Here is a 22,341-nt window from a genome sequence, read left to right as displayed (position 1 = left end):
TCGTAGCCGCGGTTTCAACCGCCTGGACGGATGCCGCCCGTGAAGACACGGCACCTGGCACGCGCGGAGCTTGCTTCGGCGCGGGCGCGGCCGGGACGAGTGCGAACCCCGCGCCGCCACGCCGTCCGGCGCCGAGCCCCGTCATCACTCGCATTCCACCCCGATCTCCCCGTGACCGACACCCCCGCCCGGCGTGGCGCGCGCGCAACACCTGGCCTGTTCCTGCGCATCGGCGCGGGCGTCCTGCTGCTGGCCTTCGTGGCCAGCCGGGTGGACTTCGCCACCCTCACCGTGCGCTGGGATGCGCGCGCCGCCGCCGGTGCCGCCGCCACCCTCGCGCTCGTCGTCCTGGCGCAGGCCCTGAGCGCGCTGCGCTGGCGGCTGGTGCTGGGTCCCGACGACGCGGCGCCGCTCGGGCGGCTGCTCCGGCTCTACCTGGTCGGCCAGTTCTTCAGCCTCTTCCTCCCCACCTCCGTCGGCGGCGACGCGGTGCGCGCGGTGGCGGTCTCGCGCGGGGCGCGGCGGCCGGCGTGGGCCGTCTCCAGCGTGGTCTTCGAGCGGTTCCTGGGGCTGGTGGCGATGTTCGCCCTGCTCACCCTCGGCGGCGTGCTCGCGCCGGGCGTCTTCCGCGCCTCCGCCGGCCGCGCGAGCCTGGGGTGGACGCCGACGGCCGCGCAGCTCGTCGCCGGCGGGATCGCGCTCGTCGCGCTGGCGGCGGTCGGGATCCGGCTCCTGCGGCGCAGCCCGCGCGTGCGGCGGGTAGCGGGCGAGGCGGCGGCGCTGTGGACGCACTTCGCGGCGCGGCCGGGGGCGTTCGCGGCGGCGCTCGCCGTCTCGGCGCTGGTGCAGGGGGCGTACGTGGCCGGGTGGGCGGCGCTGGCGCTGGGGCTCCGGCTCCCCGTGCGGCCCGAGGAGATGCTCGTCTTCGTCCCCTTCGTCAGCATCGCGGCCATGCTGCCGGTGACGGTGTCGGGGATCGGCGTGCGCGAGGGGGCGTGGGTGCTGCTGCTGGCCCCGTACGGCGTCTCGGCGGCCGACGCGGTGGCGTTCAGCCTGGCCTACTTCCTGGCCTTCCTCCTGGTGGGCGCGGCGGGCGGGGTGCTCTTCGCGCTCGGCGGCCTGGGCGGCGGGCCTCAGCGCGCCGGGGCGGGGGCCGCCTCGGCTTCGAGCTCGGCGGGGAGCGGGCCGCGCGCCGCGTCCGCCCGCTCCGCGGCGGCCGACTCGACCACCCTGAGCAGCTCCGCCGCGTCGGCCTCCCAGTTGTAGGTGGAGAGCACCGCCCGCCGCCCGGCCTGGCCCAGCGCCTCGCGCAGCGCGGGGTCGCGCAGGCGCTCGATCGCCGCGGCCAGCGCCGCGGGGTCGCGCGAGGGGACCACCACCCCCGCGCCCGTCTCGCGGAGGATGCGCGCCGCCGGGGCCGCGTCGGAGGAGACCACGGGGAGCCCGGCCGCCATGAAGTCGAAGGTCTTGTTGGAGATCGTGGTGTTCCACGCCTCGGTGGCGTGGTGCGGCATCACCGCCACGTCGGCGGCCGCCACCCGGGCCAGGGCGTCGGCGTGGCCGGGGACCCACCCGGCGAACTCCACCCACGGCGGCTCGAGCCCCAGCTCGCCGGCCAGCGCCTGCAGGACGGGGAGGTCGCGCCCGCGCCCGATCAGCCGCAGCCGCACCTCCACCCCGCGGCCGCGCAGCAGGGCCACGGCGCGCAGCAGGTCGGCGAGGCCGCGGGGGACCTCCATCAGCCCCAGGTAGACCAGGCCGAGCGGCTCGCCCGCGCCGCGCGGCTCGCGCGGCGGGGTCTCGCGGGCGCGCGCGGCCGGCGGCGTGTTGGAGACCACCGCCACGCGCGCGGCGGGCACCCCCATCCGCACCACCCGCCCGGCCGACTCCTCCACCACCGCCAGCACGCGGTCCACCCTGGGCAGGCACCAGCGCTCGACCGCCTCGGCCGCCGCCGGGTTGCGCACCAGGAAGTCCCACCCGCGCTGCCGCCCGATCGCCCGGATGTCGCGCAGCCGCTCGGGGTAGTTCTCGGCCATGTCGAAGACCACCGCCGCGCCCGCCTTTCGCGCCGCCCGGATGGCCGTGGGGCAGAGCGGCAGGTCGCGCGCGATCACCACGTCGGGGCGCGCCTCGCGCACCACGCGGTCCAGGTGGGCGATCCAGCGCGGGCTGAGGAAGGCGGGGAAGGAGAGCGCGCCGTCCAGCCGCCGCCCGGCCCAGCGCCAGGGCGGCATGCGGTGCACCTCGCCCTCGGGCAGTCGCTCGCGCAGCGGCCGCCACTGCCGGTTGCGCGCGGCGATGTGCACCTCGTGCCCCGCGTCCGCGAGCGCCAGGCAGACCTTCTCGGTACGGACGTCCCAGGGGTAGTCCGCGTCCCACACGTAGACGATGCGCATCTTCCTCTGCGACCGGGTCCGGTCGACCGTGAAGGATGGGCGAGCCGGCATCCGTGCCGCTACCGCGCCCAGCCCACCTGCCAGGGTAAGTAGATCCTTCGGCCCTGCCGTCGTTCGGGGTGGATGCTGGTTCCGGCGTGATCGGGCCTCAGGATGACGGCGTTGGTGGTGGAGCTTGCAAACACCCTCTCAGGGGGCCGCGGGCGGCGCGGGCCCGGGCATCAGGCCGGCCGCCAGGGCGACGATCCAGGCGGCCAGCAGCAGGGCCCACAGGCACAGGAGCGCGAAGCCCACCAGCGCGGGGAGCCGCGTGACGCTCGTCGCCTGGCGGTACCAGGAGAAGCGGTCGTGCGTGACGTCTCCCACCCCCCGGGCGGGGTGCTCCTCGGCGAACCAGCCCCGCCCCGGAGCCCGGGCGACGCGGTCGGCGGCTCGGTCGGCGCGCGTCCGGTACTCCTCCACCAGCGCCCGGTCCTGGGCCCCCACCACGTACCAGAGGCCGGAAACGGCCACCCCCAGCAGGATGGGGATCAGCGCGGCGTGCCACCAGGCGTGCTCGAGCACGGCCACGCCCAGGAAGCCGAACAGCGCCGTCTCCAGCGACAGCAGGAAGTTGAAGCGCGTCCACAGCCGGTCGAACTCCGCCGTGAGGTAGCCGAGCTTCAGCTTGTAGTCCTCGAGCGCCAGCGGGTCCGGCTCCTCACCTTCCCGGACCCCGGCCGTCGGATCGCTCATGCCGCCGCCCGGCCGCGGGCGCGGCAGAAGAGGTTGACGTAGCCGCGCTCCAGCTCGGGCCGCGCCAGGTGCGCGGAGCCGCCGTTCGCCGCGGGGGGAAGCTCCATCTCCTCCGCGCCCAGCGCGGCGCGGACGGCGCGGACGTTCTCGAGGCCGTTCCGCCGCCGGTTCTCCTCCAGCCGCGCCCAGCTCGCCGGCACCGGCTCGAAGGCCAGCACGCGCGTGTTCCTGCGCTCCCGCGCCACCACCAGCGAGTACCAGCCGAAGTAGGCGCCCACGTCCAGGAAGACGCCGCCCTCCGGCAGGCGCGAGAGCACCAGCCGCACCTCGTCGTCGTCCCACTCGCCGCGGTAGACACGGTGCGCTGCACCCAGCAGCCGGTGTCGAGCTTCCAGGCCAGGCCGCGGCGGCGCGCCACGTACTCGCGCCCGCGGTGCAGCTCGTCGAGCCGCGAGGTGCGCAGCAGCGCGTCGACCACGCGCCACTTCCCCCGGGTGGTCCGGCAGGCGCGCCGAGTAGAAGAGGATCGCCGGGCTGGTGAGGCGCTGGAGGGCAGGCATTGAGTGCGTGAGTGCGTTAGTGCGTTAGTGCGTTGGTGCGTTAGTGCGCGGCGGGGACGGGATCGGAGACGGGCGCAGCGGCGGGCGGCGTCTCCCGTCTCCTGAAGACCTCGGCGCGGTAGCGGGCCAGGACGGCGTCGTGGCCGAAGCCGGAGCGCACGCGCTCGCGGGCGCGGCGGCCCATCACGGCCGCGGCGTCGGGGTCGGCGGCCAGTCGGGCGATCTCGCGCGCCATCTCCCGCCCGTCCTCCGTGACCACGGCCTCGGCGCCGGGGACGAAGCCGATCCCCTCGTTGCCGAGCGGGGTGGTGACCACCGCCCTCCCGCGCGAGGCCAGGAAGAGGTTCTTCATCCGCACGCCCCCGCCCGAGACCACCGGCGCCACGGCGATGCGGACGTGCGCGAACCGGTCCTCCACGTCCACGACGAAGCCGTGGCGCACCACCTGGACGGGAGACGCGGGGAGCACGACTCCGGACAGCGGCTCGTCCAGCCCGCAGACGTGCAGCGTCCAGCTGCGGTCCAGGTGGCGCGCGCACTCGGCCAGGAACCAGCGCAGCGCGTCCACGTTGGGACGGTGGTAGAAGTTGCCGACGAACAGCATCTCCCGCGCCGTCCCTTCCGACGCAGGACCGGGAGCGGCCTCGGGAAGGTCGAAGGAGACGGGGATGTCGGTGATCTTGCGCGCGAACCAGGGGAAGGCGCGCCGGACGTACGCCGCGTCCTCGGGCGTCAGCGCGACGACGCGGTCCACCTTCAGGTAGACGCCGAACATCACCAGCCAGGCCGCCGCCGTCTTGAGCGCCGGCACGGCGCGCCCCAGCCCGCGCGCCGCGCGCGTCTCCATCGCCAGGCGGCGGCAGAGCGGCTCGTGCTCGCGCAGCACCAGCGCGTTCCGCGGCCGCCCCCCGAAGACGAGGAAGAGCGAGCCGGAGAGGAACTCGACCACCACCGGGTGCGGCCCGCCGATCCGCTCCCGCACCGTGGACGGCGAGACGATGAACGGCCGGCAGTGCACCGGCATCGGCAGCGCGAACGTCAGCCAGTCGCTCAGCAGCCCGCGGACGCGGCCGCCGCTGGGCTTCAGCTCGTAGAGCGGGACGAGATGCAGCTGCCAGCCGCGCCCCAGCGTCTCCACCAGCCCCTTGATCGCCGTGCTCCCCCCGCTCTTCTCCCCCGGCGGATAGGGGACGACCAGGTACAGCTCGCCCGTGTCCTCCACCCGCCGCCGTCCGCTGAAGACGGCGCGCGCGACGCCCACCATCCCGTGCAGCGCGAGGAACGGGAGGAGCGCGGCGAGCGCGGCGGCCTGGAGGAGCGAACGGACGGTCTGCCGCATCGGGTCGGGTGATCGGGCGGGATCGGGCGCGGACGGGGATGCGCGCCACCGGAAGCCGACGCCCGTTTCGGCAAGCTCCACACCCTCCCCCACCCTCCCCTCCTCCGCGCAGCCCCCGTCCCGCCTGCCTACGCGCGACCCCGCGATTCCCCGCCGGGGGACAGGGATTCCGCCCGCCGCGCGCGCCTCCGTGCCACCGCGGAGAACGCGCGACGGCGTGTGGAACGGGCGCAACACCTGTCGGCGGGCGACACGCCGGGACGCGGCCCCCGCGATCGGCCAGGGAACGACGTAGAGCGCGCCAGGCCGCGTGTTTCCGCGGGGTCTGCGGATCATCGCCATCCGGTCCCCCCCTTGCCTTTCCCCCCGCCGAGCCGCCCGGCGCGCGTGCCGGATGAGGGTGCGCCGCGGCGCGCCGGGCGCTCCACCCGGACCCGCACTTCGCACCTCGCACTTCGCACTCTCGAACGGATGCCCGCGCCCACCCCGGCCCCCTCGCGCCTGCGCCGCGACGCCAAGCACCTGCTGCGCGCCGTGGTGCCGCTCTCCGCGCGCAAGCGGCTGGCGGCGTGGATCGGGCGGCAGCACTGGCTGGCCCAGCGCCACTGGTGGAGCGTGGAGATGGTGCGCGACCTGGCCGAGCGCGACGTGAGCGGCTACCACCGCTTCCTCTGGGCGAACCACCTGGGCTACGCCGAGACCTACGAGCCCGGCCAGCGCTTCGGGGCGGAGCGCGTCCAGCTGTCCCGCCTCCTCCTCTTCGACGACCTCGCCCGCGCGCTGCGGGAGCGCGGCGCGGACCCCGGGCAGGACGTGCGCTCGGTGCTCGAGGTCGGCTGCTCGATGGGCTACCTGCTGCGGTACCTGGAGCTGGAGCTCTTCCCCGCGGCCGAGGTGCTGGAGGGGATCGACATCGACGGCTACGCCGTGGCGCGCGGTGCCGAGGTGCTCTCCCGCGAGGGCTCGCGCGCGCGGCTGCTGCGCGGCGACATGGCCGACCTGCCGCGCCTGGTGGGCGACCGCCGCTACGACGTGGTCCTCTGCGCCGGCGTGCTGATGTACCTGCGCGAGCCCGAGGCGGCCGAGGTCGTCCGCGCGATGCTGGAGCGCACGGGCGGCCTGCTCGCCCTGGCCGGCCTGGCGCACCCGGAGGCCGACAACGCGCGGCTCCCGGCTTCCGTCCCCCGCGAGAGCGACCGGTCGCTGATCCACAACCTGGACGCGATGGTGGAGCGCGCGGGCGGCCGGGTGGTCCACCGCAGGTGGGAGGGCGCGCGGAAGGTGGGGGGGAACACCCTCTACTTCGTCTTCGCCGAGCCGGCGGGAGGGGCGCGATGGGCGAGCGCCTGAGCCCCCGCCTGCGCGCGAAGCGCATCGCCGCGCGCCTGGCGCGGGAGGGGCGCGGCCTGCTGGGGCCGGCCCGCACCGTCTACGTCGACCGGCGCGTCGACGAGTACCGCGGCTACTGGGAGGCGGCGGCGCGCCTCATCGGCGCCGACTTCGGCGAGCTGGCGCCGGGGCTGTGGGAGGCGCGCCTGGACGGCCGCCGCACCCGCATCGCCAACTACGTGGTGGAGGCCGACGACCCGGTCACCCTGCGCGTGGCGGGCGACAAGGCGCTCTGCCTGGGGCTGGCCGAGGGCGCCGGCGTCCCCGTCCCCGAGCACCGCGTCTTCCGCCTGGCGAGCGTGCGCGAGGCGCGGGCGCACGTCGAGCGCGCCGGCGGGCTGTGGGTGGTGAAGCCCGCGCGCGGCTCCTCGTCCGGCCTGGGGGTGACGACCGGCGTCCGCACCGCGCGGCAGGTGGAGGACGCGGCCGTGCTCGCCTCGCTCTTCTGCCCCGACATCCTGCTGGAGCGGATGGTCCCCGGCGAGAGCTGCCGGCTGCTGTACCTGGACGGCGAGCTGGTCCACGCCGTCCGCCGCCGCGGCGCGCGGGTGACGGGTGACGGTGCGTCCACGATCCGCACCCTGGCCGGGCGCGCGGGGCTCGCCCGCGTCCTCGCCGATCCCGCGTCGGACGCCGCGCTCACCGCGCAGGGGCTCTCGGCCGACGCCGTCCCCGCCGCCGGGCGCGAGGTGGTGGTGCGCGGCATCCCCGCCGTCGCCGGCTCCGCGCGCGAGCTGCGCACCGTCTACGACGAGACGATCACCTCGCTCGTCCACCCGGCCCTGGCACGCTCGCTGGCCGACGTCGTCCGTCGCCTGGGGAGCCGCTTCGCGGGGGTGGACGTGGTCACGCTCGACCCGGGCCGCTCGCTGGAGGAGAGCGGCGGGGCGCTCATCGAGATCAACACCACGCCGGGGATCCACCACCACTACCACACCGACGACGAGCGGCGGACGCACCCCGTCGCCGTGCGCGTCCTGCGCCGCCTGCTGGACGCCGACGACCTGCCGCCTCCGTCGCACGCCGTGACGCCGGAGGCCAGCGGCTACGCACTTCGCACTTCGCACCTCGCACTTCGCACCGCAGTTCAGCGCCCGTGTCCGCCTCGCCGAAAGGATGCAGGCCATGCCCTTCCGTGACGACGCGCCGTCCGCCGGACGGCTGCACACCGCCGACTACCTGGCCCGGATCGGCGTGCGCCGGCTGCCGCCCGCGCTCTCGCCCTTCGACCCCGGCTACGACCCCGGCACCACCGAGCAGCACCTGGCGCAGAGCCACCACCTGATGTCGCAGCTCAAGGTGTCGATGGCGTGCTGGCTGATCGCCGACGAGGACGCCACGCGGCGAAAGATCGCCGCGGCCCGGCGCTTCGGGGTGCCCACCGTCACCGGCGGCGGCCCGTTCGAGATCGCGGTGCAGCAGGGCGCGCTCGCCGAGTACCTGGACCTCTGCGCCGACCTGGGCTTCGACCGCATCGAGTGCGGCGAGGGCTTCACCGACCTCCCGCTGGCCCCGCGCGCCGTGACGCGGATGATCGAGGAGCGGGGGATGCGCGCGCAGTTCGAGCTGGGGAAGAAGCACGGCGGCGCCTTCACCGACGACGTGGTGGACGGGCTGATCGAGCAGGGGCGGAGCTGGCTGGACGCGGGCGCGCTCTTCCTGGTGGTGGAGGCGCGGGAGAGCGCGCGCGGGGTGGGGCTCTTCGACGACGAGGGCGCCTTCAACCCGGCGTTCGCGGACCGCTTCGCCGACGCCTTCGGGCTGGACCAGCTGGTCTTCGAGGCGCCCAACAAGCCCAGCCAGTTCGCGCTGCTGGACCACTTCGGCCCGCGGGTGCACCTGTGCAACGTGCGGCTGGAGGAGGTGCTGCGGGTGGAGATCTACCGCCGCGGGCTGCACTCCGACGCCTTCCAGAAGCCGAACCTCCGCCCGCCCTCGCCGGTGGTGCCCTTCGCCGGGATCCGCGAGGAGGTGGCGGTATGAGCCGCACGGTGGTGGTGGACTTCCTCCCCGAGAGCGCGCTCCGCTACGGCCGCGGCTGGGCGGTGGTGGCGGTCGACGTGATCCGCGCCACCACCACGGCGGTGACCGCCGCGGCCGCCGGGCGGCGCTGCTTCCCGGTGCCGACGCTGGACGCGGCCGCCGCGGTGGCGGCGCTGCTGGAGCGGCCGCTCCTCTGCGGCGAGCTGGGGGGGAACATGCCGTTCGGCTTCGACCTCACCAACAGCCCGGCCCAGGTGGCCGTGCTGGGCGAGCCCGAGCGGCCGCTGGTGCTGCTGTCGTCGTCGGGGACGCAGCTGGTGCACAACGCGGCGGGCGGCGACGTGCTCTACCTGGGGTCCTTGCGCAACTACGGGGCGCTGGTGGCGCACCTGGCCGCCCGCTACCCGCGCGTGGCCGTGGTGGGCGCCGGCACGCGCGGCGAGTTCCGCGAGGAGGACCAGCGCTGCTGCGCCCTGGTGGCCGAGGGGCTGGTGCGCGCCGGCTTCGCGCCGGAGAACGACTTCACGCGGCACCTGCTGGCGCGCTGGCGCGGCGCGCCGGTGGACGGCTGGAAGGACGAGAGCCGCAGCGTGGACTACCTGCGCCGGAGCGGACAGCTGCGCGACCTGGACTTCGTCCTGGCGCACGTCAACGACCTGCACCACGTCTTCGCGGTGGAGGACGGCGAGGTGGTGGTGCGCCGGGCGATCACCGGCGAGCGCGTGTTCGGGGTCGAGGCGGTGACGGAGCGGGAGGAGGCGGCGGCGTAGCCCCCTCCGGCTCGCTAAGGCTCGCCACCTCCCCCGTTCCGTGGGCGGTTGCCGGGCGAGGTTTGTCCGTGCGGGGCGAGCTTCGGCGCCGCGCGGGGGGCCCTCACCCGCCGCCTTAGAGCGGCAACCCTCTCCCAACTTCGGGAGAGGGTGGACATGACGGGGCGAGATCGAACCCATTCGTAGGGGCGAGGCATGCCTCGACCGGCGGACGCCAGTCCATGCGCGAGAGGCGGGGCCTGTGCACGGGCCGCCTCCGCACGGACTCGCATGCTCGCCCCTACGAAACACATCGCGGAGGCAGGCCTCGGATCGCCGGGGGCCGTTAACGCGGGCGTGGGCTGGCGCGGGCGAGGCATGCCTCGCCCCTACGGTGGGTTCGAGGTCCGCCAGAGACCCGCGTGAGGGATGCGCGCCCGGAGGGCCGGGACACGGGCGTGCCGGGGTTTGGCACGACCGGGGCCCGGCGCGGTTAGGCAGCGTTGTTTGCTGCATTACCGCGCGCGCAGCCCGGCACCCGGCACGGGGGACACGCCCAAACCCTGTAGTTGCCGTTTGCAGTTTCGCCGTTCAAGCTCGGCAGATTTCTTCTCTCGAACGGATCGAGCGGATGAAGGGAGTCGATGCGTCGGTGCCGGTGGTGGTGCTGGGGTTCCACCACGGCGGGCTGGGGATCGCGCGGAGCCTGGGGCGCTGGGGCGTGGCCGTGCACGGGATCGACGGCGACCCGCGCGCGCCGGCGTTCGCCTCGCGCTACTGCCGCGGCCGCGCGGTGTGGAGCGTCGCCCGCTCCGACCCGCGCGCCACCGTCGACTTCCTGCTGCGCTCCGCACCGGCGGAGCGCTCGATCCTGGTCCCCACCTCCGACGACGCGGCGCTCCTGGTGGCCGAGCACGCGGACGAGCTCTCCGGGCGCTACCTCTTCCAGCGCAACCCGCCGGAACTGGTGCGGGCGCTCTGCGACAAGCGCGCGCTCTACCACCTCTGCCGCCGGCTCGACGTCCCCACCCCCGAGACCGTCTTCCCCCAGTGCGCGGCGGACGTGGAGGCGTTCGCGGCCTCGGCGGCGTTCCCCGTGATGCTCAAGGGGATCGACGGACTCCGGCTGCAGGCGCGCACGGGGGTGAAGATGGCGATCGTCCGCGACGCGGCGGAGCTGCGCGAGCGGTACAAGGCGCTGGAGGACCCGCGGGAGCCCAACCTGATGCTGCAGGAGTACATCCCCGGCGGCGACGACACCATCTGGATGTTCAACGGCTACTTCGGCGCGGACTCGGGGTGCGTGGCCGGGTTCACGGGGAAGAAGCTGCGGCAGCACCCGGTGCACACCGGCTCCACCAGCCTGGGGATCTGCCTGGAGAACCCGGAGGTGTATCGCCTCACCGCCGACTTCATGCGCAAGGTCAGCTATCGCGGCATCCTCGACATCGGCTGGCGCTACGACGCGCGCGACGGCGGCTACAAGCTGCTGGACCCCAACCCGCGCATCGGCTCCACCTTCCGCCTGTTCGTGGACCGCGCGGGGATGGACGTGGCCCGCTGGCTGTACCTGGACCTCACCGGCCAGCCGCTCCCGGCCGCGGCGGAGTACGCGGGACGCCGGTGGATGGTGGAGGAGCGCGACCTGGAGTCGGTGCTCGACTACTTCCGCGAGGGCTCGCTGGGCCTCGGCGGCTACCTGCGCTCGCTGCGCGGGGTGGAGGAGGCGGCCTGGTTCGCCCGCGACGACCTGCGCCCCTTCCTGCGCGTGGCGGGGGCGACGGCGCTGCGCGGGGTGCGCGCGGCCGGCAGGCGGCTGGTCCCAGGGCGCCGCCGCTCCGCCGCGCCCGCGGTGCAGCGGGCGGAGGCCGAGCGGCGGGCGGCGCTGGCTCCGGGTCCGGCGGCGGAGGGCGCGTGAGCGCGGCGGCGTGCGCGCCGGTGCCGGGGAGCGCGCAGTGGCGCCGGCTCCGGCTCAAGCACTGGCTGGCGGCGCCGCTCTTCGCGTCGGGGGCGCACCGGGTGCTCTTCGGGCGGCGCGGGGTGATCGTGGCCTTCCACCGCGTGGACGACCGGGTGCGGGGGAACCCGATCGGCTGCTCGCGGGACGAGTTCGCGCGCTACCTGGACTTCTTCGCCCGCCATTTCCGCGTGGTGCCGCTCTCGGAGTTGCTGGCGCGGCTGGAGGCGGGCGGGAGCGCGGGCGGGAGGCTCGCCATCACCTTCGACGACGGCTACCGCGACAACTACGAGGTGGCGGCGCCGCTGCTGCGGGCGCGGGGGCTGCCGGCGTGCTTCTTCGTGGCGGCGGAGCTGATCGGCTCGCGCACGCAGCCCTGGTGGGACGCGGAGTACGGCGCGCGCGCCGAGTGGATGACCTGGGACCAGGTGCGCGCCCTGCACGCCGAGGGCTTCGAGATCGGCGCCCACACCCTCTCGCACGCGGACCTGGGGCGGACGCACGGCGAGGCGGCGGAGCGCGAGATCGCGGGGTGCAGGGCGCGGCTGGAGCGCGAGCTGGGCGCCCCGGTCACCCTCTTCAGCTTCCCCTACGGCGCCGCGCACCGGATGACGGAGGAGAACCGCGCGCGGGTGGCGCGGGCCGGCTTCCGCTGCTGCCTCTCCGCGTACGGCGGCACCGTGGCCCCCGGCGACGACCCCTTCCGCCTGCGCCGCGCGCCGGTCTCGCCCTGGCACCTCTCCCCCGCCCACCTGGGCTTCGAGCTGCTGTTCCGGCCACCGACGGAAGCGGCCGCCTCGCCCGGGCTCAACGGCGGAGGCTGAGGATCTCCGCCTCGTCTTCCCACGGCCGGTCTTCGTACTCGATCAGGTTGCTGAGCCCCCGCCACAGGAGCGGAGTGGCCAGGCCCACGTCGACGTGCCGCAGGAGCCCTTTCCGCGCGGGGAGCAGGCGGTCTTCGAGCGGAGACGCGACGTACAGGAACATCTGGTCGTCCTGCAGGACGTGGACGCGCTCGTGGCCCGCGGTGATCCCGACCGCTCTCCTCTCCTCGGGGGTGAGCGGCCGCCGCTCGGCGGGATAGAAGAGGAGGATCGTGTACGCGTCCTCCTGCCCCGCGTAGACGCCGTCCCCGCCGCCGTAGACGCGGAAGACGACCGCCCCCGCGGAGAGGCTCTGTTCCAGGTCCAGCGCATGGTTCGCCCGGAAGGCCTGGTAGACGGCGTACGCGGTCGCCGTCGCGTCGAGCCGCACCCGCACGGGCGCCGGCTCGCGGGGGGTGACGTAGAAGCGCACCGGGCCCAGCGGGAGCATGACGCGCTCCAGCGCCGGGCGTCCATCCGCGGAGTTGCGGACCAGGGAGGCGCCCACCGCGCCGACTTCGCGCCCCAGCAGCCCCGCCCCGAAGAAGCGCTCCACCGCCACCCGCTTCCCCGCGTATCCCAGCGCGCCCCCGGCCATCCCCGTCAGCATCCCGTCGGTGAACCGCCTGCCGTGCACCACGCGCCAGACTCCCGTCGTGAGGCCGCCCAGCGCCGCGTTGACCGCGGCGACGGCCACCTCGTCCCCCGCGCCGTACCGCTGCGCCGGCAGCGGCGGGGGAAGGCACGACGCCACCGCGCAACACAGCGCGGCCGCCCGGGCGAATCGGTGAAGCTCCATTGCGGTATCGGGGAGATTTCGGGGAGACGAACCGGGCAAGCGCCACCTGGTGGAAACGCAGGCGCCGCCGCGGGTCTGCGTCGGCGCGTTGCGAGTGCGCGAGAGCGTGAAGAGCGCCTCCCACCCGTCGACGCGCGCCGGAGCGCCAGGCAGAGTATGTTACGCGACGGCGGCAGCCTACCCCACCCCCGAGCTACCGATCCGTGCTTCCCTTCGACTGGCACGGCTGCCTCCAGGTCCCCCGCGACCCGGAGCAGCCGGACGAGCGCGAGGCGCTCCTGCGACGGCTGGAGAGGGCCCTCGCACCCCACAAGCCCAGGTGGATCCGCCGGGAGGGAGCGACGATCCACTTCCGCGGCGGCTCCTTCCGCTGGGTGACGAACTGGAACCTGCTCGTCTCCATCAGCACGGGCTCGTTCACGGTCGAAGAGACGCCCGCGGGACCGCTGGTGTGCTACCGGCTCCGGTTCACCGGAATGGTGGTGGGCAGCACCGTCGCGGTCCTGCTCCTGGCAGTCTGGCTCACCACCATGGCCGGGATGTCCCGGCCTCCGGTGCTGATCTTCGTCGTCATGTGGCTCTGGCTGGTAGGCGGGAACCTCGCCATCACGCTCCTGCGCTTTTCCAGATTCATGCGGAGGGCTTGCGGATTTCCGCACAGGCCCTGATTACCGACGTCCGCCGCGCCGCCGGAGCTCCCCCGCGCGGATTTCGCCAGAACGACTCCCGACACCGATGCGACCCCTCTCCCGTGCAATCCTCGTCCTGCTCCTCGCGACGGCGGGATGCCAGCGCAAGGCGGCGTGCGACGCCGAGCTGCAGGCCCTCGCCATCGACGCCGCGCTCGGCGACCGGCAGGCCCGGTACAACCTGGCGGTGCAGTTCTACCGCGGCGAGAAGGTGCCGCGGGACTACGCGAAGGCGGGCGCGCTCTGGCGCCAGGCCGCGGCGCAGGGCGACCTGAGCGCGAAGAACAACCTGGGATTCCTGCTCTACCACGGGTACGGGATGCCCGCAGCGCCCGCGGAAGCGGTCGCGCTCTGGCGGGAGGCCGCCACCGGTGGGCAGTCCGAGGCGCACTGGCATCTCGGCCAGGTCGCGCGGGATGGAAAGCTCCGCGCGCCCGACCCCGTGGAGGCGTACGCGCGCTTCCGGGCCGCGATCCTGATCGCCGGCAGGTCGAGCGACGCGACCGAGGGGGAGATCGCGAAGGACGCCCGCGCGGACCTGTGGAAGCTGCGGCCTCGCCTCAGTCCAGAGCAGGTCAGGGTCGGTGAAGCGCGTGCGGCGGCCTACGCCGGAGGCGAGTAGCGCCTATCAGCGAGTCCGTGGCGGTCGTTTCCAGGAAGGAGCCTGGCGCGCTTGCCTGCAGCACGTCGGGGACGTACCTTGAATGGTACGTCAAAGCGTACTTATCAGGGGGATAATCCATGGCGAGCATCCGATTCAGTGAAGACGTCCGCCCGCTGTCCGAGTTCCGAGCGAACGCCGCTTCGTTCGTCGAGCAGGTGCAGGCCACTCACCGGCCCATCGTGCTGACCCAGCACGGCCGGAGCGCGGCCGTGCTCCTGGGCGTCGCGGAGTACGAGCGGCTGGTCGAGCGCGCCGAGCTCCTGGAGGACGTCCGCGTCGCCGAGGAACAGATCGCGCGCGGCGAGGGCATCGAACACGACGAAGCCAGGCAGCGAGTTCTCGCCCGCCTCCGCCGGTGAAGCTCATCTGGTCTCCCCTCGCCCTGGAGCGGGTTGTCGAAATCGGGGAGTACATCGCGCGTGACCGCCCCCAGGCGGCCGCGGACTGGGTCGATTCGATCTTCGCGTCCGTACGGCACCTGGAGCGCTTCCCCCTGAGCGGGCGGTCCGTACCGGAGTCGACGCGGTCCGACCTGCGTGAAATCATCCATGGACGCTACCGCGTGATCTACCGGCTCGATCCCGACTACCTGATCGTGCTCACCGTCAGACATGCGGCACAGGAACTTCGGCCCGACGACCCCGACCTCCGGTAAGCCGTCGCCAGGCTCCGTTCGGCCGCTGCCGGAACGTGGGCTGGAGGGCTTTCCCAGGCTCCTCGCATCCCTGCCCCGCCCCTCCGGTGCCGAGGCCGCGGCTTCGACGCGGATCTCGCTCGCGCCCGGTCCGCCTTCCCCGGATCAGGCCGGCGCGGATCTCCCCGCGACCAGTGGCGCCGCGCGCTCCCCGGCGATCCACGCCTCCAGCCGCCGCAGGTCCGCCTCGGCGAGGTGCGAGTGGGTGGGAAGGGTGAAGAGCGCCTCCGCCAGCCGCCGCGCGCCGGGGAAGCCGTCGTCCGCGTTGGCGACGCGCGCGCGGAAGCCCTCCAGGTCGCAGAGGGCGCGCGGATAGCCGGGCATGATCCCCAGCCGCCGCGCGCCGGGCGAGGCGGCGCGGGCGCGGCCTGCTTCCCCGTCGGCCAGGACCGGCAGGCGGAGGAAGCCCGCCGTGGCGTTCGCCGGCGGCCGCGGGACGCGCGCGCCGGCGGCGGCGAGGGCCCACTGCAGCCGGCCGGCGTTGCGGCGGCGGACGGCGGCCTCGTGGAGCGACTCCTCCCATCCGGCGGCGAGGATCGCCGCCGCGGCGCGGGAGAGCGGCTCCGGCGGCTCCGGCGCGCGGTAGACCGTATCCCCCAGGCGCAGGAAGGGGAGCGCGGCGGGGAGCGCGTACAGCGACGGCCGGGCGAGCGCCCACTGCGCCGCCGCCCCCGCCAGCTCGCGCCAGCCGGAGCGCGTGCCGGAGACGTGCAGCCGCGCGCGCCGCACCACCGCCTCGCCCGCGCCGTCGTGCGCCAGCAGCGCGCCGCCCGCCCCGCCGGTGAGCCCCTTCCCCCGCCCGAAGCTGAGCACCGCCACCGGGCCGAGCGACCCCGCCGCCCGCTCACCGATCCGCGCGCCCACCGCCTGCGCCGCGTCCTCCACCAGCAGCGCCCCCGCGTCCGCCACGCGCCCGGCGAGGCGTTCCACGTCCACGGGCACGCCGCAGTGGTGCACGACGACCACCGCGCACGGGTCGGCCGCCAGCGCGCGGTCGAACGAAGCCGGGTCGGGCGCCAGCGTCTCCGGATCGACGTCGTAGAGGACGACGGGGAGGTCCGCGCCGTCGGCCGCCGTCGCCAGGTCGTAGCAGCCGTAGGCGGGAAGGGCGGCGGGCGCGCCGGGGCGCGAGGCGGCCGCGGCGCGCAGGGCCAGCGCGAGCGCCGCGGTGCCGCTGCCGGCCAGGAGCACGTCGCGCGCGCCCCAGTCGCGCTCCACCAGCTCGGCGGCGCGCAGCGACGCGTCGTGCGCGCCCAGCGCCGCGCGCAGGCCGGCGGCGAGCGCGCGGGCCGGGAGCGGCGAGTGCGCGGGGGGGACGTGGCGGAAGGGAGTCACGACGGGATGGCGCCGCGGATGGAGGGGCCCAGCAGGTTGGCCACGGCCAGCGGGAGGCGCCGCCACACGCGCGCGCCCAGCGCATAGGCGCCGCGGTCCGCCGCGGGGGCGGCGGCGCCCGGCCGGCGGAGCGCGCGGTACCACGGCAGCGGCACGTCGCGCGCGCCCCACTGCCGCTTGAAGCGGTGCGTCCCGCCCCCGGGCGTGCACCGGCCGAAGTCGAACGTCGCGAGCCCCTCCTCCGCCGCCCGGCGCAGGAACGCCCAGTAGAGCAGCATGTTGGGCGCGGCCGCGCTCGCCTCGCGCAGCGACGACGCCCACACCATCTCGACCGTCGAGCCGTGCCGCACCGCGCAGCCGCCCGCCACGGGGCGCCCGCCCAGGTGCACGCACCCGATCCACGCCCGCTCGCCCAGCTCGCCCAGCAGCGCGGCGAAGAACGCCCGCGGGTGCGTGGGCGTCCCCAGGTCGCGCATGTTGCGCGCGAAGACGGCGAAGAAGGCGTCCAGCTCGCCCGGGCCGAAGCGGATCTCCGCCCCCTCCTTCTCGGGACGGCGCACCTGGCTGCGCAGCTTGGCGGGGAAGGCGGCCCAGAGCGCGTCCGCGCCCCCCGCGGGGAGGTCGAGGACGCACGTCACCTTCTCGTCCACCCGCGCGAGCCCCGCGTCGACCGGCGCGGCGCAGCGCAGCTCCAGCAGGTCCGCCCTGGCCTCCGACGCCATCGCCGCCGCGCGCGCGGCGAGGGCGCGGACGGACTCCGCGTCGCCCAGCGGCCCGCCGTAGTTCAGGTACGGCAGGGAGACGAAGAAGCGCCCGAACCCCAGCGCGCGCACGTCGGCCAGGGGGAGGACGCCGGTGAGCCGCCCCTCGCCGTCGCGGGCCGAGAGGTAGGGGCAGTCGTGGCCGTAGACGCCCTCGATCACCCGCTTCCAGGCGTGGAGGTGGCAGTGCGTGGCCTCGGGACGCGCCGCCACGAAGGCGTCCCACTCGGCCGCGGGGCCGGCGAAGCGCTCGACCGCGACGCTCACGCGCCCTCCGCGGCGGCGAGCGCCGGCGCCTCCACCTCCGGCTCCGCCTCCAGCCCCAGCGCGGCGGCCACGGAGGTGAAGCGGAACTCTGCCAGGAGCCGCTCCAGCCTCGCGGCCGTGGAGCGCAGCCCGCCGTAGTGCCGCACGCGGGTGAGCGGCCCCACCGGCAGGCGCGGCTGGCCGGTGTCCACCTCCCAGGGATGGAGGTAGAAGACGGCCGGCTCTCCCCGCGCCTCGGCCTGGCGGAGCGCGCGGCGGGTGAGGGCGTAGGGAAAGAGGCGGAAGTACGCCCCGCCCGCCGCCGGCACCCGCGCCGGGCCGAAGCGCGCGCGGGCGAGCGGCACCTCCCACAGCGTCCCCGGCGTGCGCTCGACCGCGTACGGAGCGGTGGGCGCGTCGGCCGGGTGCCCGGCGCGGCCGGAGAAGACGCTGGAGTCGTAGGCGTAGCCTTCGGCCAGCAGGATGTCGAAGGCCCACTCCCAGCCGCGCACCAGCGAGAAGTTCGGCGCGCGGAAACCCAGCACCGGCCCGCCGCAGGCGTCTTCCAGGGCGGCCTTCGAGCGGCGCGCCTCGCCGCGGAAGTCGTTCGGCCACATCGCGGTCACGCGCCGGTGCGACCACCCGTGCGAGGCCACCTCGTGCCCCGCCTCGGCGATCCGCCGCACCAGCCCCGGGCGCCGCGCGGCCAGCCAGCCGAGCGTGAAGAAGGTGCCGCGCGCCTCGTGGAGCTCCAGCGCCTCCAGCAGCAGGTCGACCGAGGCTTCGACGCGGCTCTCCATCACCCCCCAGCGCCCCTCCCCCACCACCCGCTCCAGCGCCGCCGCGTGGAAGTACTCCTCCACGTCCACCGTGAACAGGTGCGCCGGCCGCCCCGTCGCACGCCGGACGGAGAGGTTCGGAAGAGCGGTCGGAGGAAGGAGGGACACGGAGCGGATCTCGATCGGGTTCATCCATGGCGCCGGATCGCCGTCGGGCGCCGTGATGCAGGTGCGCAACACCGGCTGCTCGGCCTCGAATCAGCGAATCTCCCACGCCCACTTTCGCACTTCCGCACTTTCGCACTCACGCACTTCCGCACTCACGCACTTCCCCCCACCATCGCCCGCGCGAGCGCCCCCACGCACCGCTCCACCCGGCCGTAGCTGGCCTCCAGCACGTCGTCGCCCGCGCCCCAGGGATCGCGGACGGCGCGCGTGTCGATCGGCTGCGGGTCGAAGTCGCCCAGCAGCTCCACCCGGAGGGCGGCGGGACCGAAGCGGGCGCGGAGCGCGGAGGCGTGGCGTGGATCCATCACCACCACCAGCGCCGCCGCCCGCACCCGTTCGGCCGTGATCAGCGACGAGCGGTGCGCCGAGAGGTCGACGCTCCGCCGCGCCGCCACCCGCACGGCGGGCTCCGGCGGCGGCCGCCCCGGGCCCACGAAGCCGGCGGACGACACCCGCACCGCCGCCCGCAGCGCGCCCGGCAGGCACCGCTCGAGCGCGGCGGCCGCGTACGGGCTGCGGTAGATGTTCCCCGTGCAGACGAAGAGCACCGACTCGGGCAGCGGCTCCGCCCGCACCCGCGCGAGCGCCGCCGCGCGCCGCCAGGGGTGCAGCAGCCGGTCGGGGGCGTGGCGGGCCCGGCGCGCGGCGCGGCGGGCGAGCGCCGCCAGGGCGGCCGGGAAGCGGGGCTGGGCGGGGAGCGCGGTGGTCGCGGATTCCATGGTCCGGGCTAAGGGGCGGGCGGCGCGGTCGCCGGCGGACATCGGAAGCCCCGTGCCCGCGGGAACGCGCGGAAAACCGCCGGATCGTGTTGCGCGAGCGACGCTTCCCCGCCGCGCGCGCCGACACTTGTTGCGGCCCCGCAACGCAGTGGCATCTGGCCGCGCCTCCCGCTCCGGCCCGCATCCCCAGCAGCGGCGCGGCTTCCCGGCCGTCCGCGGCCGCGCGCCCCGACCGGGTACGTCGCGTGCTTCACCCCGCCGCCCGTCAGCGGGCGGACTCCGTGCCTCCGGCGCATCCGCGCCAGCACCGCCCAACCTCTCGTCCCCCGAAACCGAGCGCTGCACGGGCTTCCCGTAAGCGGCGTCGGAGCCGCATGGGGATGGCTCGGCTCGCAGCGACCCTGCTTGCGCTGTGGACGGGTTCAGGCTCCGGCGCCGCCACGGGTTCCACGGTCCACGCAGCGTCCCGCTCCGCCCCGCCGACGCGCGGAAGGCCCCTCCCCCACCGGGAGGGGCCTTCGTGCGCCCGGGAGCGCCGAACCCGCGTCCAATTCTGTCGCGCCCGCACCACACGACGCGGCGCCGCGCATCGCCCCGGGCGCCGCGCCGGAGCAGGAAGGCGGGGCGCGGCAACGACTTACGGTCGAGGCGCACGGGGCATGGAAGTTCCCCGGCTCCGCCGTGCCGGGACCACCCGCCCGGCACCCGCCGCGGCACCCCGTTCCCCGGCCGCCGGTGGGCCCGCAGGACAATGCAGGACCCACCCACAGATTCGGATCGGGAAGAACCATGGGCCGCTACGAACAGCTGCGTGAGGAGCTGCGCCGCCGGCCGCGCACCTGGGTAGTGACGGGCGTGGCGGGGTTCATCGGGTCGAGCCTGCTGGAGACGCTGCTCGACCTGGGGCAGGTGGTGGTGGGGCTCGACAACTTCGCCACCGGCTACCGGCGCAACCTGGAGGAAGTGCTGCGCGGCCGCCCCCGCACCGGCGGCACCTTCCACCTGCACGAGGGCGACGTGCGCAGCTTCGAGACGTGCCGCGCGGTGTGCCTGGGCGCCGACTACGTCCTCCACCAGGCCGCCCTCGCCTCGGTCCCCCGCTCGCTCGAAGACCCGGTGCGCGCCAACGAGGTGAACGTCGACGGCACCGTCAACCTCCTGCTGGCCGCGCGCGAGACCGGGGTGCGGCGCGTCGTGTACGCCTCCTCCTGCGCCGTCTACGGCGACTGCGCGCGGCTCCCGCTCTCCGTGGGCGACAGCGGCGCGCTGCTGTCCCCCTACGCGCTCACCAAGCGCGTGGCCGAGGAGTACGCCGCCCTGTTCGCGCGCACGCACGGGGTGGACACGGTGGGGCTGCGCTACTTCAACGTCTTCGGCCCGCGGCAGGACCCGCGCGGCGCCTACGCCGCCGTGGTGCCGCAGTGGACGCGCTCGCTGCTGGAGGGCGAACCCTGCCGCATCCACGGCGACGGCGAGACCACCCGCGACTTCGTGTGGGTGGGCGACGTGGTGCAGGCCAACCTGCTGGCCGCCGCCGCCGAGCTCCCCCCCGGCGCGCACCTCTTCAACGTGGGCGGGGGCCGGCGCACCTCGCTGAACGAGCTGCACGACGCGCTCGCCTCGGCCGTGCGGCGCCTGCGCCCCGACCTGCCGCCCGTACCGTGCGTCTACGACGACTTCCGCGCCGGCGACATCCGCCACAGCCAAGCCAACATCTCCCGCATCCAGGCCACCCTGGGCTACGCGCCCGCCGGCGACTTCACCGCCTCGCTCGACGTGCTGGTGGCGTGGTACGAGGGCCGCTACGGCCGCCCCGAAGCCCTCGCCCGCACGGCGTAACTCCGATCTACCTGGCTTCGAACGCCGAATCCCCAGGCCGCGCTCCGGTGCAGCCTGGGGATTCTGCTGGGCAGACGAGAATCCATTCCACGGCTGCCGCTCTCGCGCAGAGTCCGGTAAAGGATCTGTCTCACGCAGAGTCAGCAGAGGGCAAGCAGAGGGTTTCTCTGCTGACTCTGCTGACTCTGCGTGAGGCTGTTTTTTTTCTGGATTCAACAGACCCGATCTCACCACCGCTCCCGTCGCGCGAAGCGCCGAAGTCCCTCCCCTGAAGTTCGGGGGAGGGACAGGCGCGCCAGGCGCCAGGGCGGGGGCCGCCCCGTGGCCGCACCGAAACCCGTCTCGACACGGTGCGTTACGAAATCTTGACTGTCATGACGCAACGCGTTATCATCGAGCCGTGGCCACACCGCAGTCGGAGGAAAAGCGATGCCCAGGGTGATCAAGCGGTACGGGAACCGGAAGCTCTACGACGTCGAGGCCAGCGCGTACGTCTCGCTGGAAGACATCGCCGCGCTCATCCGCGGCGGCGAGACCGTCGAGGTGCTCGACAACGTCACGGGCGACGACATCACCGCGCAGACCCTCACCCAGGTGGTGCTCGAGGAGGGCAAGCGCGGGCGCGGCATCCTCCCCACGGAGCTGCTGCACGAGCTCCTGCGCCGCGGCGGGCGGGTGATCGACGCCGGCGTGGGGCAGATCCGGAGCGGGGTGGACGAGCTGGTGCACGGCTCCCTGGGCCGCATCACCCGCGTCCTGCAGAGCCCGCAGACCCAGGAGCTGCAGCAGCTGCGCGGGCAGCTGGCCGAGCTGGAGGCCACGCTCGCGCGCATCCTGGACCAGCAGGAGAGCGAGAAGCGGCGCGGCCCCGCCGCGGACGATACCGGAACGACGAGCGCGACGGCGACCAACTCACGGCGACGGAGACAGAAATGAGCACGCAGACGAGGAACAGCACCATCTTCCGCCTGGGCGACCTGCCGAAGAACGTGGCGGGCCGGGTGGTGAAGCTCCCGAAGGAGATCGCGGACGGCGTCACCACCCGCGGCCGCGACGTGTGGCTGGCCGGGCTGGGCGCGCTGGCCACCGCCGAGCAGGAGGGCACCGCGCTCTACGACCGCCTGGTGAAGCAGGGCGAGACGCTGGTCCGGCGCGGCGAGACGATGGAGAAGCGCGGCCGCGAGCGCTTCGACGCGCTCAAGGACGAGGTGGAGGCCCGGCGCGAGGAGGCGGTGGAGAAGGTGGAGACGACCGTCTACGACCCCATGGTCGACGCGCTCGGCAGGCTGGGCGTGCCCACCCGCGCCGAGGTGGGCCGGCTCTCCGCGCAGGTGGAGTCGCTCACCGAGCGCGTGAACCTGCTCATCGCCCGGCTGGAGCGCGCGCAGGTGTCGGTGTACTCGGTCACGGCCCGCGAGGACGGCTGGGCGGTGGAGAAGCAGGGCGCCGAGCGCGCGGTGAGCGTGCACCCCACCAAGGACGAGGCGCTGGAGCGCGCCCGCGCCCTCGCCGCCGAGCACAGGCCCAGCGAGCTGGTGGTCCACCGCAAGGACGGCTCGGTGCAGGACACCTTCGTGTACGAGGCGTAAGCACGCTCCGTGCGGAAGGGAGCCG

At 75.0% G+C, this 22,341-nt stretch carries 22 protein-coding genes and 1 pseudogene; 14 read left to right on the top strand and 9 right to left on the bottom strand.

Features of this window, described 5'->3' with window-relative positions; genetic code table 11:
• Nucleotides 1–30 precede the first annotated feature (30 nt).
• Nucleotides 31–1,077: pseudogene (locus VF746_10560) on the top strand (lysylphosphatidylglycerol synthase transmembrane domain-containing protein).
• A 56-nt stretch (nucleotides 1,078–1,133) separates the two neighbouring features.
• On the opposite strand, the gene VF746_10555 reads toward VF746_10560, so the two are convergent.
• The 4 genes from VF746_10555 to VF746_10540 form a co-directional block, all read right to left on the bottom strand.
• Nucleotides 1,134–2,399, bottom strand: coding sequence for a glycosyltransferase family 4 protein (locus VF746_10555; protein HEX8692852.1), 1,266 nt, complete (start codon nucleotides 2,397–2,399; stop codon nucleotides 1,134–1,136).
• Nucleotides 2,400–2,588: 189 nt separating this feature from the next.
• Entirely contained in the window at nucleotides 2,589–3,134 is a 546-nt protein-coding gene (locus VF746_10550; GenBank protein ID HEX8692851.1) for a hypothetical protein, read from the bottom strand.
• Nucleotides 3,131–3,694 carry an FkbM family methyltransferase gene (locus VF746_10545; protein ID HEX8692850.1) on the bottom strand — a complete coding sequence of 188 codons (564 nt, stop codon included), beginning with the start codon at nucleotides 3,692–3,694 and terminating at the stop codon, nucleotides 3,131–3,133. The genes VF746_10550 and VF746_10545 overlap by 4 nt, the downstream gene beginning before the upstream one ends.
• Before the next feature lie 40 nt (nucleotides 3,695–3,734).
• Complete coding sequence (locus VF746_10540) at nucleotides 3,735–5,033, bottom strand: glycosyltransferase family 4 protein (protein ID HEX8692849.1); 1,299 nt, start codon at nucleotides 5,031–5,033, stop codon at nucleotides 3,735–3,737.
• A 471-nt stretch (nucleotides 5,034–5,504) separates the two neighbouring features.
• On the opposite strand from VF746_10540, the gene VF746_10535 reads away from it, so the two are divergent.
• The 6 genes from VF746_10535 (at nucleotide 5,505) to VF746_10510 (ending at nucleotide 11,935) form a co-directional block, all read left to right on the top strand.
• Nucleotides 5,505–6,383, top strand: a complete 879-nt coding sequence (locus VF746_10535) for a class I SAM-dependent methyltransferase (protein HEX8692848.1) — start codon at nucleotides 5,505–5,507, stop codon at nucleotides 6,381–6,383.
• Nucleotides 6,368–7,561 (top strand): hypothetical protein, encoded by a 1,194-nt coding sequence (locus tag VF746_10530; GenBank protein ID HEX8692847.1) that lies wholly within the window; start codon nucleotides 6,368–6,370, stop codon nucleotides 7,559–7,561. The genes VF746_10535 and VF746_10530 overlap by 16 nt, the downstream gene beginning before the upstream one ends.
• Nucleotides 7,548–8,405 (top strand): phosphosulfolactate synthase, encoded by an 858-nt coding sequence (locus tag VF746_10525; GenBank protein HEX8692846.1) that lies wholly within the window; start codon nucleotides 7,548–7,550, stop codon nucleotides 8,403–8,405. The genes VF746_10530 and VF746_10525 overlap by 14 nt, the downstream gene beginning before the upstream one ends.
• The gene (locus VF746_10520; protein ID HEX8692845.1) at nucleotides 8,402–9,175 is read left to right on the top strand and encodes a 2-phosphosulfolactate phosphatase; all 774 of its coding nucleotides are present in this window, start codon (nucleotides 8,402–8,404) and stop codon (nucleotides 9,173–9,175) included. The genes VF746_10525 and VF746_10520 overlap by 4 nt, the downstream gene beginning before the upstream one ends.
• 610 nt (nucleotides 9,176–9,785) lie before the next feature.
• Nucleotides 9,786–11,072 (top strand): hypothetical protein, encoded by a 1,287-nt coding sequence (locus VF746_10515; protein ID HEX8692844.1) that lies wholly within the window; start codon nucleotides 9,786–9,788, stop codon nucleotides 11,070–11,072.
• Entirely contained in the window at nucleotides 11,069–11,935 is an 867-nt protein-coding gene (locus VF746_10510; GenBank protein HEX8692843.1) for a polysaccharide deacetylase family protein, read from the top strand. The genes VF746_10515 and VF746_10510 overlap by 4 nt, the downstream gene beginning before the upstream one ends.
• On the opposite strand, the gene VF746_10505 is transcribed toward VF746_10510, so the two are convergent.
• Nucleotides 11,919–12,773, bottom strand: coding sequence for a hypothetical protein (locus VF746_10505; GenBank protein ID HEX8692842.1), 855 nt, complete (start codon nucleotides 12,771–12,773; stop codon nucleotides 11,919–11,921). The genes VF746_10510 and VF746_10505 overlap by 17 nt on opposite strands.
• A 203-nt stretch (nucleotides 12,774–12,976) precedes the next feature.
• On the opposite strand from VF746_10505, the gene VF746_10500 reads away from it, so the two are divergent.
• The 4 genes from VF746_10500 to VF746_10485 all read left to right on the top strand — a co-directional run bounded on the left by VF746_10500 (nucleotide 12,977) and on the right by VF746_10485 (nucleotide 14,781).
• Complete coding sequence (locus tag VF746_10500; protein ID HEX8692841.1) at nucleotides 12,977–13,441, top strand: hypothetical protein; 465 nt, start codon at nucleotides 12,977–12,979, stop codon at nucleotides 13,439–13,441.
• 67 nt (nucleotides 13,442–13,508) lie between these two features.
• Complete coding sequence (locus tag VF746_10495; GenBank protein HEX8692840.1) at nucleotides 13,509–14,084, top strand: hypothetical protein; 576 nt, start codon at nucleotides 13,509–13,511, stop codon at nucleotides 14,082–14,084.
• Nucleotides 14,085–14,203: 119 nt separating this feature from the next.
• Nucleotides 14,204–14,485: a type II toxin-antitoxin system Phd/YefM family antitoxin gene (locus VF746_10490; protein HEX8692839.1), complete on the top strand. Its 282-nt coding sequence runs from the start codon at nucleotides 14,204–14,206 to the stop codon at nucleotides 14,483–14,485.
• On the top strand, nucleotides 14,482–14,781 hold the full coding sequence (locus tag VF746_10485) for a type II toxin-antitoxin system RelE/ParE family toxin (GenBank protein HEX8692838.1): 300 nt from the start codon (nucleotides 14,482–14,484) through the stop codon (nucleotides 14,779–14,781). The genes VF746_10490 and VF746_10485 overlap by 4 nt, the downstream gene beginning before the upstream one ends.
• 144 nt (nucleotides 14,782–14,925) lie before the next feature.
• On the opposite strand, the gene VF746_10480 is transcribed toward VF746_10485, so the two are convergent.
• From VF746_10480 to VF746_10465, 4 genes are all read right to left on the bottom strand, one after another.
• The gene (locus VF746_10480) at nucleotides 14,926–16,155 is read right to left on the bottom strand and encodes a DegT/DnrJ/EryC1/StrS family aminotransferase (protein ID HEX8692837.1); all 1,230 of its coding nucleotides are present in this window, start codon (nucleotides 16,153–16,155) and stop codon (nucleotides 14,926–14,928) included.
• A complete protein-coding gene (locus VF746_10475; GenBank protein HEX8692836.1) occupies nucleotides 16,152–17,183 on the bottom strand; it encodes a FemAB family XrtA/PEP-CTERM system-associated protein in 1,032 nt (343 codons plus the stop codon). The genes VF746_10480 and VF746_10475 overlap by 4 nt, the downstream gene beginning before the upstream one ends.
• Nucleotides 17,180–18,133: an XrtA system polysaccharide deacetylase gene (locus VF746_10470; GenBank protein HEX8692835.1), complete on the bottom strand. Its 954-nt coding sequence runs from the start codon at nucleotides 18,131–18,133 to the stop codon at nucleotides 17,180–17,182. The genes VF746_10475 and VF746_10470 overlap by 4 nt, the downstream gene beginning before the upstream one ends.
• 128 nt (nucleotides 18,134–18,261) lie before the next feature.
• The gene (locus VF746_10465) at nucleotides 18,262–18,888 is read right to left on the bottom strand and encodes a hypothetical protein (protein ID HEX8692834.1); all 627 of its coding nucleotides are present in this window, start codon (nucleotides 18,886–18,888) and stop codon (nucleotides 18,262–18,264) included.
• 789 nt (nucleotides 18,889–19,677) lie between these two features.
• Here VF746_10465 and VF746_10460 point away from each other — a divergent pair.
• The 3 genes from VF746_10460 to VF746_10450 all read left to right on the top strand — a co-directional run bounded on the left by VF746_10460 (nucleotide 19,678) and on the right by VF746_10450 (nucleotide 22,316).
• On the top strand, nucleotides 19,678–20,727 hold the full coding sequence (locus tag VF746_10460; protein ID HEX8692833.1) for an NAD-dependent epimerase/dehydratase family protein: 1,050 nt from the start codon (nucleotides 19,678–19,680) through the stop codon (nucleotides 20,725–20,727).
• A gap of 429 nt (nucleotides 20,728–21,156) precedes the next feature.
• Complete coding sequence (locus tag VF746_10455) at nucleotides 21,157–21,663, top strand: polyhydroxyalkanoate synthesis regulator DNA-binding domain-containing protein (GenBank protein ID HEX8692832.1); 507 nt, start codon at nucleotides 21,157–21,159, stop codon at nucleotides 21,661–21,663.
• Nucleotides 21,660–22,316, top strand: a complete 657-nt coding sequence (locus VF746_10450) for a phasin family protein (GenBank protein ID HEX8692831.1) — start codon at nucleotides 21,660–21,662, stop codon at nucleotides 22,314–22,316. Before VF746_10455 ends, VF746_10450 begins: the two co-directional genes overlap by 4 nt.
• Nucleotides 22,317–22,341 lie beyond the last annotated feature (25 nt).

Source organism: Longimicrobium sp., from assembly GCA_036389795.1.
Taxonomy (GTDB): Bacteria; Gemmatimonadota; Gemmatimonadetes; order Longimicrobiales; family Longimicrobiaceae; genus Longimicrobium.
The sequence above is the reverse complement of the archived record's forward strand: the minus strand, read 5'-3'. Positions and strand labels throughout refer to the sequence as shown.